The organism is Salmonella sp. FC25216 (genome assembly GCF_057751355.1).
The window spans coordinates 522,277-540,307 of the sequence record NZ_JBDGON010000003.1 but is presented as its reverse complement, the minus strand read 5'-3'; the positions used below and the strand labels follow the sequence as shown (position 1 = coordinate 540,307).

Genomic DNA, 18,031 nt, shown 5'->3' with positions numbered 1-18,031 from the left:
TCCTTACTGCGCCTGCACGCGCAATTCTGCCGCACTACGACTACGGTGGCCCAACAGGGCTTTGACATCGCTGGACTTGGGTTTAACTAACGCGAATTGGGTTGAGAAGCTTGACCACCTGGACAGGATCTCTTCGCCGCGTTGCGAACCAGTATGTTGCACGTGCTCGGTGATCAGGCCGCGCAGATGCTCTTCGTGGATAGCCAGCGAATCGACGTCCAGTACTTCCACCAGTTCCGGGTTCACGCGTTTACGGAATTCGCCGTCTTCGTCCAGCACGTAGGCGAAGCCGCCGGTCATTCCCGCGCCGAAGTTAACGCCGGTTTTACCCAGCACGCAGACGATGCCGCCGGTCATGTATTCACAGCCGTTGTCGCCGATGCCCTCTACCACGGTAATCGCCCCGGAGTTACGCACGCCGAAACGTTCGCCCGCGCGGCCCGCCGCGTACAGACGGCCACCGGTCGCCCCATACAGGCAGGTGTTGCCGATAATGCTGGCTTTATGACTGAGGAAGGCGGAGCCTACCGGTGGTCTGATGGCGATCAAACCGCCCGCCATACCTTTACCGACATAGTCATTGGCATCGCCGGTCAGATATAGCTCCACGCCGCCCGCGTTCCACACGCCGAAGCTCTGGCCTGCAGTACCGCTGAAGTGCGCTTTAATCGGATCGGAAGCCAGCCCCTGATCGCCGTGGGTCTGCGCGATATAGCCGGAAAGCGACGCCCCAACGGAACGATCGGTGTTGCGAATATCGAACCAGAAGGTTTTGCTCTGGCGTGCATCAACAAACGGTTTTGCCTGCTGCAACAGTTGCGCATTCAGCACGCCGTTATCAAACGGCGGGTTATTCTCGGTGCAGTACAGCGCTTTGCCAGGATGCGGCTGTGCGGTTTCCAGCAGGCGAGACAGCGCCAGCTTCTGCTGTTTAGCGGTGAAGCCCTCCAACTCTTTAAGCAGGTCGGTGCGGCCAATCAAATCCACCAGGCGGGTCACGCCCAGTTCGGCCATCAGCTCGCGCACTTCGCGGGCGATAAATTCAAAGTAGTTGGTCACTTTGAACGGCAGACCGTGATAGTGGTTCTTACGCAGTTTTTCATCCTGCGTCGCCACGCCGGTTGCGCAGTTGTTCAGATGACAAATACGCAGGTATTTACAGCCCAGCGCCACCATCGGGCCGGTGCCGAAGCCGAAACTTTCCGCACCGAGAATCGCCGCTTTAATGATGTCTACGCCAGTTTTCAGGCCGCCATCGACCTGCAGACGAATCTTGTGACGCAAGCCATTGGCGACCAGCGCCTGCTGGGTTTCAACAAGTCCGAGTTCCCACGGACAGCCCGCATATTTCACGGAAGAGAGCGGGCTGGCACCGGTGCCGCCGTCGTAGCCGGCGATGGTGATCAGATCCGCATAGGCTTTCGCCACGCCGGTAGCGATAGTGCCGACGCCCGGCTCGGACACCAGCTTCACCGAGATCATCGCTTTCGGGTTGACCTGTTTGAGGTCGAAAATGAGCTGCGCTAAATCCTCGATAGAGTAGATATCGTGATGCGGCGGCGGGGAGATCAGCGTCACGCCCGGTACTGAATAGCGCAGTTTGGCGATATATGGCGTCACTTTATCCCCCGGCAACTGACCGCCTTCGCCTGGCTTCGCGCCCTGCGCGACTTTAATCTGAATCACATCGGCATTCACGAGGTAGGCCGGCGTCACGCCAAAGCGACCGGAGGCCACCTGTTTGATACGCGACACTTTATTGGTGCCGTAGCGCGCCGGATCTTCACCGCCTTCACCGGAGTTGGAGTTGCCACCGAGGCTGTTCATCGCTTCCGCCAGCGCTTCGTGCGCTTCCGGACTTAATGCGCCGATAGACATGGCTGCGGTATCAAAGCGTTTAAACAGCTCACTGGCGGGCTCAACCTCGTCGATAGCGATCGCCTCGCCGTCTGGATGTATCGCCAGCAGATCGCGCAGCGTTGCCGCCGGGCGGTTGTTGACCAGCTCGGCATATTCTTTGTAATCGCTGTATTCGCCGCTCTGTACCGCTTGTTGCAGGGTGCGCACCACGTCCGGGTTATAGGCGTGATATTCGCCGCCGTGGACGTACTTCAGCAGGCCGCCAGGGCTAATGGGTTTGCGCGCCAGCCAGGCGCGTTTAGAGAGATTCAGCAGATCCTGTTGGAAGTCATCGAAGCTCGCGCCGCCGATACGGCTGACCACGCCCTGGAAACACAGGTTTACCACATCATCGTGCAGCCCGACCGCTTCAAACAGTTTGGAGCAGCGGTAAGAGGCAATGGTCGAAATGCCCATTTTGGACATGATCTTGTACAGCCCTTTGTTGATGCCGTTACGGTAGTTCTGCATCACGGTACGGTAGTTTTTGGCGATGGCCTGGGTATCAATCAGACGCCCCAGCGTTTCGTAGGCCAGATACGGATAGATGGCCGTCGCGCCAAAGCCCAGCAGCACCGCAAAGTGGTGCGGATCGCGGGCGCTTCCGGTTTCTACGATGATGTTGGCGTCGCAGCGCAGGCTTTGTTCTACCAGACGCGTCTGCACCGCGCCCACCGCCATCGGCGCGGGTACCGGCAGGCGATTCTTACCGATATTGCGATCCGAGAGGACCAGCAGCACGGTGCCATTACGCACCATCTGTTCCGCTTTATCGCACAGTGCTTTGACCGTCGCATCCAGCGAGGTTTCGGTGACATCAAAGGTAATGTCAAGCCAGTCGGCGCGGTAGTGATGCTCGGTCATGGTGGTGAGCTGTTTGAAATCGGAGTACAGCAGGATCGGCGATTTAAAACTCAGGCGATGGGCCTGACCTTCCGCTTCGCAGAAGACGTTCATTTCGCGACCGATGCTGGTGGCGAGCGACATGACGTGCGCTTCACGCAGCGGGTCGATAGGCGGGTTAGTGACCTGCGCGAACTGTTGGCGGAAGTAGTCGTAAATAATACGCGGCTGGCTGGAGAGCACGGCAAAGGGGGTATCGTCGCCCATTGAGCCAACTGCTTCCTGGCCGTTTTCACCTAACACGCGGATAACCGAGTCCAGCTCTTCGGCGCTGTAGTTAAACTGTTTCTGATAGCTGGCAAGCAGGTCGTCGTCCAGTTCGCGGCTACCGACTTCTTCATCCGGCAGATCTTCAAATGGCACCAGACGGCGGACATTCTTTTCCATCCACGCTTTATACGGATGGCGACTTTTTAGATCGTCATCAGTTTCCGCGGAATGCAGGATACGTCCCCCGCGGGTGTCGATCACCATCAGCTCGCCGGGACCGACGCGACCTTTCTCGACCACTTCATCCGGCTGATAGTCCCAGATACCGACTTCCGAGGCGCAGGTGATCAGCTTGTCTTTGGTGATGACATAGCGTGCCGGGCGCAGGCCGTTACGGTCGAGGTTACAAGCGGCGAAGCGCCCGTCGGACATCACGATGCCTGCCGGGCCGTCCCACGGCTCCATGTGCATGGAGTTAAAGTCGAAGAAGGCGCGCAGATCCGGGTCCATATCCGGGTTGTTCTGCCAGGCGGGCGGCACCAACAGGCGCATGGCGCGGATGATGTCCATCCCGCCTGCCAGCAGCAGTTCCAGCATATTGTCCAGCGAGCTGGAATCCGAACCGGTTTCGTTAACAAACGGCGCGGCGGACTGTAAATCTGGGATCAGCGGCGTCTGGAATTTATAGGTACGGGCGCGCGCCCACTGGCGGTTGCCGGTAATGGTGTTAATCTCGCCGTTGTGCGCCAGGTAGCGGAACGGCTGCGCCAGCGGCCAGCGCGGCACGGTGTTAGTGGAAAAGCGCTGGTGGAACAGGCAGATAGCCGATTCCAGACGCAGATCCGCGAGATCCAGGTAGAAGCGCGGCAGATCCGCCGGCATACACAGACCTTTATAAATGTTGACCAGGTTCGACAGGCTGCACACGTAGAAATCTTTGTCGTCCTGCAAGCGCTTTTCAATGCGGCGGCGGGCGATAAACAGACGGCGCTCCATATCGCGCGGACGCCAGCCCGCCGGAGCGTTGACAAAAATCTGCTCAATACGCGGCAGGGAGGAGAGGGCGATTTCACCGAGCACGCCTTCATTGGTTGGTACATCGCGCCAGCCGACAATCGACAGGGTTTCCTGTTGTAATTCTTCTTCGACAATATGGCGTGACGCGGCGGCCAGTTCAGGATCTTTATTCAAAAAGATCATCCCGACGGCGTAGTTTTTGGCTAAGCGCCAGCCGCGCTCTTCGGCCACGATGCGAAAGAAACGGTCAGGTTTTTGTAATAGCAAGCCGCAACCGTCGCCGGTTTTACCGTCGGCAAGGATCGCGCCACGGTGCTGCATGCGGGCCAGCGCGTGTATGGCGGTACGCACTACCTTGTGGCTAGGTTCGCCTTCTATGTGGGCGATCAGGCCGAAACCACAGTTATCCTTCTCAAGGGATTTATCGTACAACATATCAGTGAACCTCCCCAGGCTCTACGGGACGCTCTCCCAACCGATGGCGCGCGGGCACAGCAAGAGCATGGCGACGGGGCTGGCGCATCATACGCTTACCTCGCATTCGCCCTCTTTATGTCCTTTTCGCATTGGTAAATACGGTTAAGAGGGAATCTCAATTACTGCATAAATATGATGAGCAGACGGCTCATCCAGAAAGCTTCCAGCGGATTCCCAACTTATCGGGAATCCACACCCAGGTCAAATGGCAAACTGATTTATGCAAAAGTGTGCTGTAGTACAGATAACTTTTTGAATCCATTGAAATTAAAAGGTTTTTATAGAAAGGCGGCCAAAGCGGAGCGGCAGAAATCCTGTGATCTGTCTCACTATAAGAGCCGCTTGTCAGGTCCTGTCTGACCTTGTTTTTCCAAAAATCTTAGCATTTTATGCTGATTTAAGTATAAGCGGCATTTAATGCTACTGTTTTTATCGACGAACCTTCAGACGTTGAAAAAAGAGGGGAATATCAGAAAAAATCATCAGCAGTTTTATGAATGAAATATCGTTTATTTTGCTTTATTATGCAATAAGTAAACGCCTTCCGGGGCGATTGATCCAGGTCATCGCCAAAGGAGGCTAAAAATGGCAGGCTTTGGCCTCTTTTTAAGAGGCGGTCTATCAGATTATGCAGTTACAGAAATTAGTCAATATGTTTGGTGGGGATCTTTTACGTCGGTATGGGCAAAAGGTTCATAAGCTGACGCTTCATGGCGGTTTTAGCTGCCCTAATCGCGACGGCACCATCGGGCGCGGCGGCTGCACCTTCTGTAATGTCGCCTCTTTTGCCGATGAGGCGCAGCAGCATCATTCGATTGCCGAGCAGCTTGCGCATCAGGCGCATCTGGTGAACCGCGCTAAACGCTATCTGGCCTATTTCCAGGCCTACACCAGCACCTTTGCAGAAGTGCAGGTGCTACGTTCCATGTATCAACAGGCCGTCAGTCAGGCCAGCATCGTCGGATTATGCGTCGGTACGCGTCCGGATTGCGTACCGCAGGCGGTAGTAGATTTATTGTGTGAATATAAAGATCAAGGCTATGAGGTGTGGCTGGAACTGGGACTGCAAACCGCGCACGATAAAACGCTGCGCCGTATTAATCGCGGGCATGACTTCGCCTGCTATCAACGTACCACCCGGATTGCCCGTGAGAGCGGGTTGAAAGTGTGCGCGCATCTGATTGTGGGGCTGCCGGGCGAGGGGCAAAGTGAATGCCTGCAAACGCTGACTCGCGTTGTGGAAACGGGCGTGGACGGCATTAAACTGCACCCGCTGCATATCGTCAAAGGCAGTATTATGGCGAAAGCCTGGGAGTCGGGGAGGCTGAACGGCATTGCGCTGGACGATTACACGCTAACGGCAGGGGAGATGATTCGTCATACGCCGCCGGAGGTGATTTATCACCGGATTTCCGCCAGCGCGCGCCGTCCGACGCTGCTCGCCCCTCTGTGGTGCGAGAATCGCTGGACGGGGATGGTTGAGTTGGACAAATACCTGAATGAGCATGGCGTACAGGGATCTGCGCTGGCCCGTCCCTGGATACCTCCCATAGCGTAGCGTGATGAGGGGCGCTACGCATATTTCGCACAATATTCAACGCGGTTCTCATAATTGGGTATTATGTGCGAAGTTGTGGTGAAGGAATCCTCTATGAAGCAAATTCGTATGCTGGCGCAATACTATGTCGACCTGATGATGAAACTGGGTCTGGTGCGCTTTTCCATGCTCCTGGCGTTGGCGTTGGTGGTGCTGGCGATTGTCGTGCAGATGGCAGTGACCATGGTGCTGCATGGTCAGGTCGAAAGTATCGACGTCATTCGTTCTATCTTTTTTGGCCTGTTAATTACGCCCTGGGCGGTCTATTTCTTATCGGTTGTTGTTGAACAACTGGAAGAGTCAAGGCAGCGACTGTCGCGTCTGGTGCAAAAGCTGGAGGAGATGCGCGAGCGCGATCTCAAGCTTAACGTACAGTTGAAGGACAATATTGCCCAGCTTAATCAGGAAATTGCCGATCGCGAAAAAGCGGAAGCGGAGCTACATGAGACATTTGAACAGCTAAAAGTAGAAATTAAAGAGCGTGAAGAGGCGCAAATCCAGCTAGAACAGCAATCCTCTTTTTTGCGCTCATTTCTGGACGCCTCGCCGGATTTGGTTTTTTATCGTAATGAGGATAAAGAATTTTCCGGCTGTAACCGCGCAATGGAATTGCTAACCGGCAAGAGTGAAAAACAGTTGGTGCATTTGAAGCCGGAAGATGTGTACTCTCCCGAAGCGGCGGAGAAAGTCATTGAAACCGATGAAAAAGTATTCCGCCATAACGTCTCTCTGACCTACGAACAGTGGCTGGATTACCCGGACGGACGGAAAGCCTGCTTTGAAATTCGTAAAGTGCCTTATTATGACCGTGTCGGTAAACGTCATGGCCTGATGGGATTTGGCCGTGATATTACCGAGCGTAAGCGTTATCAGGACGCGCTTGAACGCGCCAGCCGCGACAAGACCACGTTTATCTCTACGATCAGCCATGAACTGCGTACCCCGCTTAACGGCATCGTCGGTTTAAGCCGCATCCTGCTGGATACCGATCTCACCGCCGAACAGGAAAAATACCTTAAGACGATCCATGTCTCCGCCGTGACGTTAGGCAATATTTTCAATGATATCATTGACATGGATAAGATGGAACGGCGTAAGGTTCAGCTTGATAACCAACCGGTTGATTTCACCAGCTTTATGGCCGATCTGGAAAACCTTTCCGGTTTGCAGGCGCAGCAAAAAGGTCTACGTTTTGTGCTTGAGCCGACGTTGCCGCTGCCGCACAAAGTCATTACCGACGGAACGCGTCTGCGCCAGATTCTGTGGAATTTGATCAGCAATGCGGTGAAGTTTACTCAGCAGGGCCAGGTTACGGTGCGGGCGCGCTATGAGGAAGGCGACATGCTGCACTTTGAAGTAGAAGATTCCGGGATCGGCATTCCGCAGGATGAGCAGGATAAAATTTTCGCCATGTATTATCAGGTGAAAGACAGTCATGGCGGTAAACCGGCGACGGGTACTGGTATCGGGCTGGCGGTCTCCCGTCGGCTGGCGAAAAATATGGGGGGCGATATTACCGTTTCCAGTTTGCCGGGCAAAGGATCGACCTTTACGCTAACGGTTCATGCGCCAGCGGTGGCGGAAGAGGTGGAGGACGCCTTTGATGAAGACGACATGCCGCTGCCCGCGCTGCATGTTCTGCTGGTCGAAGATATTGAACTGAACGTGATCGTGGCGCGTTCGGTACTGGAAAAACTGGGTAACAGCGTGGAGGTCGCGATGACCGGCAAGGCGGCGCTGGAGATGTTCGTGCCGGGCGAATACGACCTGGTCTTACTGGATATTCAGCTACCGGATATGACGGGTCTGGATATCGCCAGAGAACTAACCCGTCGCCACACGCGGGAAGATTTACCGCCGCTGGTGGCGCTCACGGCTAACGTTCTGAAAGATAAAAAAGAGTATCTGGACGCCGGTATGGACGATGTGCTGAGTAAGCCGCTGTCGGTGCCGGCCTTAACTGCGATGATTAAAAAATTCTGGGATGCCACCGATAAAGAGGAGAGTACCGTGACGCCTGAAGAGAGCGATAAAGCGCAAGCGCTACTGGATATCCCGATGCTGGAACAGTACATCGAGCTGGTCGGGCCTAAATTGATCACCGACGGTCTCGCAGTGTTTGAAAAAATGATGCCTGGCTATTTAAGCGTGCTGGAGTCCAATCTGACGGCGCGTGACAAAAAAGGCGTCGTTGAGGAAGGGCATAAGATTAAAGGCGCCGCTGGTTCGGTAGGGCTGCGTCATCTGCAGCAGCTTGGCCAGCAAATCCAGTCGCCGGATCTTCCCGCCTGGGAAGATAACGTCGCAGAATGGATTGAAGAGATGAAGCAGGAGTGGCAGCACGACGTCGCGGTGCTGAAAGCCTGGGTGGCAAACGCGGAAAAAAAATGACCCCGGTTTGACCGGGGTGCGCGAATACTGCGCCAACACCAGGGAAATCGTGGCTGCGCCGTGCTTATTATGATGATGTAAAAGGCGCAGTCCTATTTTCAGGCCGCACGCAGTTAAGATAGCAAATCCTAAATGATTTGTTACATGAATCATTTAAATGTGTGAAGCGTAGCATTTTAATCAAAATTATTAATGGGCTTGAGTCGGTTGCAGGAGGATGTTCACCATGAAAAAAATTGGCGTAGTGCTCAGCGGATGCGGCGTCTATGACGGCGCCGAAATTCATGAGGCCGTTCTGACGTTGTTGGCCATTGCCCGCAGCGGCGCGCAGGCTGTCTGCTTCGCGCCGGATAAACCACAAGCGGATGTCATTAATCACCTGACCGGCGAAGCGATGGCGGAAACGCGTAATGTCCTGATTGAGGCGGCGCGTATTACGCGGGGCGAGATTCGTCCCCTGTCCCAGGCTCAGCCAGAGGAACTGGATGCGCTCATTGTGCCTGGTGGTTTCGGCGCGGCGAAGAACCTGAGTAATTTCGCCAGCCGGGGGAGCGAATGCCGTGTGGATAGCGATTTAGCCGCGCTGGCGAAGGCCATGCACCAGACCGGCAAGCCGCTGGGATTCATCTGTATCGCGCCCGCAATGTTGCCGAAAATCTTTGACTTCCCGTTACGTCTGACGATAGGGACGGATATTGATACCGCTGAAGTACTTGAAGAGATGGGCGCCGAACACGTACCTTGCCCGGTTGATGATATCGTTGTGGACGAGGATAACAAGGTCGTGACCACCCCTGCCTATATGTTGGCACAGGATATCGCCCAGGCGGCAAGCGGCATTGATAAATTAGTGTCGCGCGTGCTGGTTCTGGCGGAATGAGCAAACGACGCATCGCGCCGTTAACGTTTTTGCGCCGTCTACTTTTACGTACTCTTGTTGCGCTCGCCGTCTTTTGGGGCGGCGGTATTGCTCTGTTTAGCGTGGTTCCGGTGCCTTTTTCGGCGGTGATGGCGGAACGGCAGATTAGCGCCTGGCTGAGCGGAGAGTTCGGGTATGTGGCGCGTTCTGACTGGGTCAGCATGGCAGATATCTCGCCGTGGATGGGGCTGGCGGTAATTGCGGCGGAAGACCAGAAGTTCCCTGAGCATTGGGGCTTTGATGTTCCGGCGATTGAAAAAGCGCTGGCGCATAATGAGCGGAATGAGAGCCGTATTCGTGGCGCCTCCACGCTTTCGCAGCAAACGGCGAAAAATCTCTTTTTATGGGATGGACGAAGTTGGGTGCGCAAAGGTCTGGAGGCCGGGCTGACTCTGGGCATTGAAACCGTCTGGAGCAAAAAGCGCATCCTCACGGTTTATCTGAATATCGCGGAGTTTGGCGATGGTATTTTCGGCGTGGAGGCTGCGGCCTGGCGATATTTCAATAAGCCCGCCAGCCGCTTAAGTATGCCCGAAGCCGCGTTGCTGGCGGCCGTATTGCCAAATCCGTTACGCTATAAGGCGAATGCGCCTTCCGGCTATGTGCGTAGTCGACAGGCGTGGATATTGCGCCAGATGCGCCAACTGGGCGGGGAAGCTTTTATGACGCGCAACCAGCTTAATTGATTTTGCCGGATGGCGACGTGAACGTCTTATCCGGCCTACGATCCGTGTCGTCCAGGCCTGATAAGCACAGGCCATTAAGCTTCGCGCGAAGTGAGCGCCAGCCCTTTCTTGTCTTTTGGCTGCGCGTTCCTCTCCAGGGCAACGACCAGCGCAGGCTGGGCGATAAACCGCTGCCACACTCTCTCCAGTTTGCGTTCACAGCACCATGTTGACCAGGTCGCCAGCGGGATAAAGGTACTTTCACCCAGATTGTCACAAACCACCGGCACTACTTCTGACTCGCTGATTCGCTGGCACAGGACGTTTTGCGGCTTCAGCGACATTGTCACAATATGATTATCAAACAGGTAACGTTTCAGTTTCTTCAGTAGCTGGCGCAGGACGGCGACATCCTCTTCATAACGGCATTGCGCAGCGAACTCGGTCAGGGTGATAGATGGCGCGCCGTTGAAATCGGTAATCATGTCGTAGACATAGCCAGTACCGCAATCGGTTTCCACCGTGCCGTAATAACGGGGGATAGCGCTCCAGTCTGTCAGGTAGCGGGACAGACGCGCATAGTAGCTCAGTTCACGCCGAATCTCTTTATCGCCGCCGTGCTCACGGTTGTAAATAACCTTTATGCAGCGCCGGGCATTATCCGGGTGCATATAGCATTTACGATGTCGACCGGCGCCCAGCGGAGTCTGTTCGGATAAGGGGATCATGGCGAGTCCTGGAAAATTTTATTCACATAAATTTAGTATGGACAAAGAATTTAAATAAAACCCAAACGAAATTTTTTAAGGTTTTCTTAATGTTTTTATGCATAGGTAAAACGCACGAAATGTACAAATCTTACGAAAGGGTGGGACTGCGGGACAATTGGCAGGCGTAACATGCCCGGCTTTGGGTTGGCTGTCATCAAATACCGGGACGGCGTGGGGGAAATATGGAATAGAGGGGGAGGCTTAGTCTTCGTCAAAGCCGGAATTGAACAGAGCGATAACCGCCGCCAACGCTTCAACTTCTTGCGGGCCGGTGGCTTCAATTTCTATCTGGCGTCCTTTGGCTGAATCGAGCATTAACAGCGCGATGACGCTGTTCGCTTCCGCTTCGGTGCCTTCGTCATTGCGTAATAGCACCTCGGCGTCAAAACCCTGCATCAGTTCGAAAAGCTTCATGGCAGGCCGGGCATGCATGCCCAGCTTATTGGTAATTTCAACAGTTTGCTTTACGGTCATGTTTTGCGTTTTTCCAGCGTGCGATGGCGAGACTGGACGTTTTTACCGCGCGAGCGGAAGTAGTCTGCCAGCTGTTCTGCAATATACACCGAACGGTGTTTCCCGCCGGTACAACCAATAGCGACGGTAAGGTAGCTGCGGTTGTTGGTCTCCAGCATCGGTAACCATAGCTCAAGATAGCTGCGAGTTTGATAGATAAAATTGTGAACTTCTGTGTGCCGGTCAAGAAATGCGGCTACCGGCTTATCAAGCCCGGTCATGGGGCGCAGTTTTGGGTCCCAGTGCGGGTTGGGCAGGAAGCGAACATCGAACACATAGTCCGCATCGATTGGGATACCATGTTTAAAGCCGAAGGACTCAAATACCATCGTCAGTTCGCGCTCGCGTTTGCCCAACAGCCGGGTACGCAGCATCTCCGCCAGCTCATGAACGGACATTTCCGAAGTGTCGACGATTAGATCCGCACGAGAACGTAATGGCTCCAGCAGGTCGCTCTCTTTATCGATCGCACTCTCTAAAGAAAGGTTTTTGCTGGAAAGCGGATGCAGACGTCGCGTGTCGCTGTAGCGGCGAATCAAGGTATTGCGGTCGGCGTCAAGAAACAGCAATTGCGGCGAGAAAGCGTCAGGCAGATTATTCATCGCCTGTTCAAAAATCTCAGGTGATTCAGGCATATTGCGCACATCAATGCTGACGGCGGCGGAAATCTGGCGATCGGCCAGTGTTCGCGCCAGATCGGGCAACAGCACGACGGGAAGGTTATCCACGCAGTAAAAACCCATATCTTCCAGCGCGCGTAGAGCGACAGATTTACCTGATCCGGAACGCCCGCTGACGATCATCAGTACCATGTACCGTTTCTCCTCACAACGACAGAAAGAAATGCCATTGAGTTGTTATGCCTCATTCTGCTCACCTTCGGTGTCAGTAATGATTTGATACAGCTCTTCATCATTCAGCGCCGCGCGCAGGCGGCGGCAGATCGTTTTATCCGCCAGACGTTTCGCGACCAGCGACAGCGTATGCAGATGCGTTTTAGTCTGATCGGCGGGCACCAGCAGGGCGAAGAGGAGATCGACCGGCTGGTTATCGATGGCATCGAACGCGATAGGCGTTTCGAGCTGAACGAACACGCCGACGGCGCGTAAGGTATCTTCTTCCAGTTTCCCGTGCGGGATGGCGATACCATTACCAATACCGGTACTGCCCATTTTTTCGCGTGTCAGAATGGCTTCAAACACGACCTGAGGAGGTAAACTGAGCTGTTTTGCCGCCAGTTCGCTGATGATTTCCAGCGCGCGTTTCTTACTCTGACAATGAACGCCGCTACGCGTACACTCCTGGTTAAGTACACTGCTCAGTTGTAGAGTCGTATCGTTATTTATCATAATTTCACCTAAGAACCTGTCCTGTCAGGTTGATGGCCAGGTTCGGAGCGCTAACTGTACAAATGGCCCGTTGTGTCACACAACAGGCCGTCCTGCACTGGCTAACTGCCCGGACAATTAGTGTTGTTTCAGTTTATCTTTATGCCTGGTTAACTGCCTTGCCAGTTTATCAATCAAGCCGTCAATGGCGGCATACATATCCTGGCCTTCCGCGCTGGCGTGAATTTCGCCGCCGTTAACGTGTAGCGTCGCATCCGAGATGTGCGTGACCTTCTCCACTTTCAACACCACGTATACCTGATTAATCCGCTCAAAATACTGTTCAAGTTTGGCGAATTTCGTCGTCACAAATTCACGCAGGGCTTCAGTAATTTCGACGTTATGTCCGGTGATATTGAGCTGCATAGTGTCTTCCTTATCGGTTGGGTCAAACCAGCTGTTTGCGTTGGTTTGACGGCGGAATGGATAAAGACTCTCGGTACTTCGCAACAGTGCGGCGCGCCACCATGATACCCTGTTCTGACAGCAGAGAGGTTAACTTGCTGTCGCTCAGCGGTTTCGCGGGGTTTTCCGCCGCAATTAACTTCTTCACCAGCGCGCGAATCGCGGTGGAAGAGGCTTCGCCTCCGCCTTCGGTATTGACGTGGCTGGAAAAGAAATATTTGAGTTCAAAAATACCGCGCGGGCTGTGCAGATACTTCTGCGTGGTCACGCGGGATATGGTGGATTCGTGCATCTCGACGGCCTGGGCGATATCCGCCAGTACCATCGGTTTCATATATTCTTCGCCCTGTTCAAAAAAGGCTTGCTGTTGCTCGACGATGCAGCGACTGACACGCAGCAGCGTGTCGTTGCGGCTTTCAAGGCTTTTTATCAGCCACTTCGCATCCTGTAAATTACTGCGGATGAACTGGCTGTCGGTATCGTTGCGCGCGCTGTTGCACATGGCGGCATAGTGCTGGTTAATCTGTAAACGGGGAATACTGTCGCTATTAAGCTCCACCGTCCAGCGGCCGTTATGCTTGCGTACCAGCACATCCGGGATAACGTACTCCGGCTCGCCGGTCTGGATCGACTGACCGGGTCTGGGATCGAGCGACTGAATCAGGTTTACCGCCTCTTTCAGTACCTCTTCTTTCAGTCGGGTAACGCGCATCAACGTGCGGAAATCGTGGTTGGCCAGCAGATCAAGGTGATCGCAGATAATGAGCCGCGCCTCTTCCAGCCACGGCGTGGATTTGTCGAATTGTGAAAGCTGGATCAGCAGACAGTCGCGAAGATCTTTCGCCGCAACGCCCACCGGATCAAAACGCTGAATACGCTTCAGGACGGCTTCGACTTCATCAAGATCTACCTCTTCATCGCCCATGCTTTCGCGAATTTCATCCAGGGATACGGTGAGATAACCGGTATCATCTACCGCATCGACAATGGATGTCGCAATGGCGCGATCGGTGTCCGAGAAGGGCGTTAGCTCAACCTGCCACATCAGATAATCCTGCAACGACTGCGTCGTTTCGCCCTGATAGACGGGCAGTTCATCATCGATATAATCGCCGCTGGGGCCGGATGGCGTCCCGGCGGTGTAAATTTCATCCCAACTGGCGTCAAGCGGCAGCTCTTCCGGCATCTCTTTCTGTTCGAGCGCATCTGCGGTATCGAGAGGATCGTCATCCTGAGGTTGCTGAGTGTCGATTTCGTCATGAAGATCGGTTTGCTCAAGCAGCGGGTTATTTTCCAGCGCTTGCTGGAGTTCCTGCTGAAGTTCCAGCGTAGACAACTGCAACAGACGGATGGCCTGTTGTAGCTGAGGCGTCATCGCCAGTTGTTGGCTAAGCCTGAGTTGCAAACCTTGCTTCATATTCAGAGTCGTTTTCTCCCGCTAGAGCAGCATAGCCCTCTACCCTATCAGAGTCTGAAGTCTTCCCCAAGATATACACGCTTAACGTGTTCGTCTTGCAGGATTTCTGTCGGCGTACCGTGGGCGATAAGGTGGCCCTGGCTTACGATATAGGCGCGTTCACAGACTGCCAGCGTCTCACGGACATTATGGTCGGTGATCAGCACCCCGAGCCCGCTATCGCGCAGATGTTCGATAATGCGTTTGATGTCGATAACGGAAATCGGGTCAACGCCGGCAAAGGGTTCATCCAGCAGGATAAATTTGGGATTAGCGGCCAACGCGCGGGCAATTTCTACACGACGGCGTTCACCACCGGACAGCGCCTGTCCCATGCTGTCGCGCAGATGCTCAATATGAAACTCTTCCATCAGCTCGTTGGCGCGGTCTTCTCGCTGTTCTGCGGTCAAATCGTCACGAATTTGCAGTACCGCCATCAGGTTATCAAATACGCTGAGACGGCGGAAAATAGAGGCTTCCTGCGGCAAATAGCCGATACCGCGGCGCGCGCGCGCGTGCAGCGGCAGCAGACTGATATCTTCATCATCAATGATGATATTGCCCGCGTCACGCGGCACGATACCGACGACCATATAAAAGGTGGTGGTTTTACCTGCGCCGTTTGGACCGAGCAGACCGACAATCTCCCCGGAGTTAACGGTCAGACTGACATCTTCCACTACGCGACGGCCTTTATAGGCCTTCGCCAGATTCTTTGCAGTTAATGTTGCCATAACGAATTAGTTACTCTTCTTTTGCGCCGGAGTCTGGCCTTTGTTTTTGTCTTGCAACTGCGACGGCACCAGAACGGTGGTGACGCGTTTGCCTTTCTCGCTGAAGGCCTGCATTTTCTGCTCTTTCACCAAATAGGTGATTTTGTCGCCAGTAATGTTGCTGTCAAGCTGTTCCAGATAAGCGTTGCCGGTCAGCACCACAAAATCTTTTGCCAGTTCGTAATGCATATGTGAAGCGTGGCCTTTCACCGGTTTACCGTTGTCCTGCATCTGGTAGAAGGTGGCCGGATTGCCGTAACCGTCGATCACCTCTTTCCCTTGCTCGCCGCCAGGGCGGGTAACAACGACTTTATCGGCGTTGATCTTAATCGTGCCCTGGGTCATCACCACGTTGCCCGTAAAGGTCACGACGTTGCCTTGCATATCCAGCGACTGTTGATCCGAGTCAATATGAATAGGCTGCTCGGTATCGCCCGTGACGGCGAATGCCGGAATGCTGGCGGCCAGCAGCGAGCCGGCAAGCATAAGATTAAGGCTGAGTTTGTTTGTTTTGAATTTCATAAGAGGTTCTAACCTTTTCAATCAGCTCGGCGTTCTTGCTGCGTAAGTTACCGCGCATTTTCAGTCCGCTGGAGTTAAATGTTGTGCCGTATAACGTCACCAGATCGTTCGAAGTAACGTCCTGCGTCACCAGATTAATTTGCGCGTTATCGGTGGTAATTCTGCGTAGTTGAGCGTCAGGCACCAGGGCGTTGACTTCAACATGGCCATACAGATAGAGCATCCGATCGTTAGTCAATTTGGCTTTATCGGCTTTGATCGACCATGTCGGCACTTTATCCTTATCAAAGGTGGTTAATACCGGTTGCGTAAACCATGAGACCGCCTGATCGGAAAAATATTCAACGTGCTGTGCGATCAGACGATAGCTCAACGCGCCTTCCGGACTGTACACGACGGTATCCGTATGCTCGCTTTTATACGTGGGATCGTTGCTATTGACCACCACGGCGGCAGGATCGTCTTTATCTGCCAGATTGATACCAATCAGTACCAGAATGGCCAACGACAGTAGAATGATAACCCAACGTCTGGTTTTACTCATATCGATTGCCCTTTGGCCTCATTCAGCTTGCCCTGCGCCAGCAGCAGCAAATCGCACACCTCACGTACCGCGCCGCGCCCGCCGGCAATGTGCGTCACATAGTCAGCGCGGGGGATCAGCAGCGGATGCGCATCCGCAACGGCAACGCTTAATCCCACTTTTTCCATTACCGGCCAGTCAATCAGATCATCGCCAACATAGGCGACGTTTTCCGGTGCAATAGCCAGTTTTTCCAGCAGATTGCTAAAGGCGATCAGCTTATTCGACTGCCCCTGATAAAGATGGGCGATCCCCAGCGTGGCGCAGCGATCTTCTACAAGTTTAGCCTTTCGTCCGGTAATAATGGCAACCTCGATATTGGAGGTCAAAACACAGCGAATGCCATAGCCGTCACGAACGTTGAAAGCCTTCAGCTCTTCGCCGTTATTGCCCATATAAATTAGGCCGTCAGACAATACGCCATCCACGTCAAGGATGAGCAGACGGATATTCTCCGCCTTTGTCATGACGTGGGTGCTGACGGGGCCATAACAGGTCGCAAGCGACGCACCTGCTTTACTCATCGTTAATTATCCTTGAGTTTCTACACGACGCCTGCACGCAGGAGATCATGCATATGTAACACACCGAGTAACTGGTCGCCATCAGCAACCAGTACGGAGGTGATATGGCGGGACTGCATTAAATTCAGCGCATCGACGGCGAGAATACCGGGACGCACGCGAATGCCCCCTGGCGTCATCACCTCGGCGATCCCCAACTGGCGCATATCGCCGCCCATGTCGAATACGCGACGTAAATCGCCGTCGGTGAAGATGCCGTCGATCTTCATGGATTCATCGCAAATGACGGTCATACCGAGATTTTTACGCGTAATTTCTAATAGCGCATCACGCAGGCTGGCATGTTTATTAACATGCGGGATTTCATCGCCGGTATGCATAATATCGCTTACGCGCAGCAGCAGCTTACGTCCCAGCGCGCCGCCAGGATGCGACAGAGCGAAATCTTCGGCGGTAAAGCCGCGCGCTTTTAACAATGCCACGGCGAGCGCGTCGCCCATCACCAGCGTTGCGGTGGTACTACTGGTAGGCGCCAGGCCTAACGGGCACGCTTCTTTGGGCACTTTAACACACAGATGCACATCTGCCGCACGCGCCATGCTGCTTTCCGGTCGCCCGGTAATGCAAATTAACGGTACATGCAGGCGTTTAAGCACCGGTATTAGCGCCGCGATCTCGCTGGATTCGCCGGAGTTGGAGATAGCGATAACCACATCCTGCGGCGTAACCATCCCCAAATCGCCGTGCGCGGCTTCGCCCGGATGTACAAAAAAGGAAGAGGTGCCGGTACTGGCGAAAGTGGCGGCCATTTTCCGTCCGATATGACCGGATTTTCCCATACCCATCACCACTACTTTTCCGGTGCAGTTGAACATTTTTTCACATGCCAGCGTGAAATGCTGGTTGATATATTGATCAAGCTCCGCCAGGCCTTCACGTTCAATTTCCAGGACCTCTTTGCCTGCCTGCTGAAAGTCAAACCCCGGTTGTAACGCTAAATGCGACATAATCCGTTTCCA

General features: G+C 54.0%; 16 protein-coding genes. 4 read left to right on the top strand and 12 right to left on the bottom strand.

Annotated elements, in window-relative coordinates:
* Positions 1-3 precede the first annotated feature (3 nt).
* A complete protein-coding gene (gltB, locus tag AC3G3F_RS08835; protein WP_023246375.1) occupies positions 4-4,464 on the bottom strand; it encodes a glutamate synthase large subunit in 4,461 nt (1,486 codons plus the stop codon).
* Between the two features lie 670 nt (positions 4,465-5,134).
* Between gltB and mnmL the strand changes: the two genes are divergently transcribed.
* The 4 genes from mnmL (at position 5,135) to mtgA (ending at position 10,099) form a co-directional block, all read left to right on the top strand.
* Complete coding sequence (gene mnmL / locus AC3G3F_RS08830) at positions 5,135-6,064, top strand: tRNA modification radical SAM protein MnmL/YtqA (protein WP_053508291.1); 930 nt, start codon at positions 5,135-5,137, stop codon at positions 6,062-6,064.
* Positions 6,065-6,157: 93 nt separating this feature from the next.
* A complete protein-coding gene (arcB, locus tag AC3G3F_RS08825) occupies positions 6,158-8,494 on the top strand; it encodes an aerobic respiration two-component sensor histidine kinase ArcB (protein WP_023246377.1) in 2,337 nt (778 codons plus the stop codon).
* Between the two features lie 226 nt (positions 8,495-8,720).
* Entirely contained in the window at positions 8,721-9,374 is a 654-nt protein-coding gene (gene elbB / locus AC3G3F_RS08820; protein ID WP_023246378.1) for an isoprenoid biosynthesis glyoxalase ElbB, read from the top strand.
* Positions 9,371-10,099 carry a monofunctional biosynthetic peptidoglycan transglycosylase gene (mtgA, locus tag AC3G3F_RS08815; protein WP_023246379.1) on the top strand — a complete coding sequence of 243 codons (729 nt, stop codon included), beginning with the start codon at positions 9,371-9,373 and terminating at the stop codon, positions 10,097-10,099. Before elbB ends, mtgA begins: the two co-directional genes overlap by 4 nt.
* Positions 10,100-10,173: 74 nt before the next feature.
* Here the strand turns inward: mtgA and yrbL are convergent, their stop codons facing one another.
* The 11 genes from yrbL to kdsD all read right to left on the bottom strand — a co-directional run bounded on the left by yrbL (position 10,174) and on the right by kdsD (position 18,019).
* Positions 10,174-10,806: a PhoP regulatory network protein YrbL gene (gene yrbL, locus AC3G3F_RS08810; protein WP_023246380.1), complete on the bottom strand. Its 633-nt coding sequence runs from the start codon at positions 10,804-10,806 to the stop codon at positions 10,174-10,176.
* A 243-nt stretch (positions 10,807-11,049) separates the two neighbouring features.
* Complete coding sequence (npr, locus tag AC3G3F_RS08805) at positions 11,050-11,322, bottom strand: PTS phosphocarrier protein NPr (RefSeq protein WP_000216790.1); 273 nt, start codon at positions 11,320-11,322, stop codon at positions 11,050-11,052.
* On the bottom strand, positions 11,319-12,173 hold the full coding sequence (gene rapZ / locus AC3G3F_RS08800; protein ID WP_000243747.1) for an RNase adapter RapZ: 855 nt from the start codon (positions 12,171-12,173) through the stop codon (positions 11,319-11,321). Before rapZ ends, npr begins: the two co-directional genes overlap by 4 nt.
* A gap of 45 nt (positions 12,174-12,218) precedes the next feature.
* A complete protein-coding gene (gene ptsN / locus AC3G3F_RS08795) occupies positions 12,219-12,710 on the bottom strand; it encodes a PTS IIA-like nitrogen regulatory protein PtsN (protein ID WP_000609332.1) in 492 nt (163 codons plus the stop codon).
* Between the two features lie 117 nt (positions 12,711-12,827).
* Complete coding sequence (gene hpf, locus AC3G3F_RS08790; RefSeq protein WP_001176589.1) at positions 12,828-13,115, bottom strand: ribosome hibernation promoting factor; 288 nt, start codon at positions 13,113-13,115, stop codon at positions 12,828-12,830.
* Positions 13,116-13,137: 22 nt separating this feature from the next.
* Positions 13,138-14,571 carry an RNA polymerase factor sigma-54 gene (gene rpoN / locus AC3G3F_RS08785; protein WP_023246381.1) on the bottom strand — a complete coding sequence of 478 codons (1,434 nt, stop codon included), beginning with the start codon at positions 14,569-14,571 and terminating at the stop codon, positions 13,138-13,140.
* A 47-nt stretch (positions 14,572-14,618) separates the two neighbouring features.
* Entirely contained in the window at positions 14,619-15,344 is a 726-nt protein-coding gene (gene lptB, locus AC3G3F_RS08780) for an LPS export ABC transporter ATP-binding protein (RefSeq protein WP_000224104.1), read from the bottom strand.
* A gap of 6 nt (positions 15,345-15,350) precedes the next feature.
* Positions 15,351-15,905 carry a lipopolysaccharide ABC transporter substrate-binding protein LptA gene (lptA, locus tag AC3G3F_RS08775; RefSeq protein WP_000669770.1) on the bottom strand — a complete coding sequence of 185 codons (555 nt, stop codon included), beginning with the start codon at positions 15,903-15,905 and terminating at the stop codon, positions 15,351-15,353.
* Positions 15,874-16,449: an LPS export ABC transporter periplasmic protein LptC gene (gene lptC, locus AC3G3F_RS08770; RefSeq protein WP_000047848.1), complete on the bottom strand. Its 576-nt coding sequence runs from the start codon at positions 16,447-16,449 to the stop codon at positions 15,874-15,876. Before lptC ends, lptA begins: the two co-directional genes overlap by 32 nt.
* The gene (gene kdsC / locus AC3G3F_RS08765) at positions 16,446-17,012 is read right to left on the bottom strand and encodes a 3-deoxy-manno-octulosonate-8-phosphatase KdsC (protein WP_053529428.1); all 567 of its coding nucleotides are present in this window, start codon (positions 17,010-17,012) and stop codon (positions 16,446-16,448) included. Before kdsC ends, lptC begins: the two co-directional genes overlap by 4 nt.
* Before the next feature lie 20 nt (positions 17,013-17,032).
* Positions 17,033-18,019: an arabinose-5-phosphate isomerase KdsD gene (gene kdsD, locus AC3G3F_RS08760; protein WP_023183204.1), complete on the bottom strand. Its 987-nt coding sequence runs from the start codon at positions 18,017-18,019 to the stop codon at positions 17,033-17,035.
* Between the last annotated feature and the right edge of the window lie 12 nt (positions 18,020-18,031).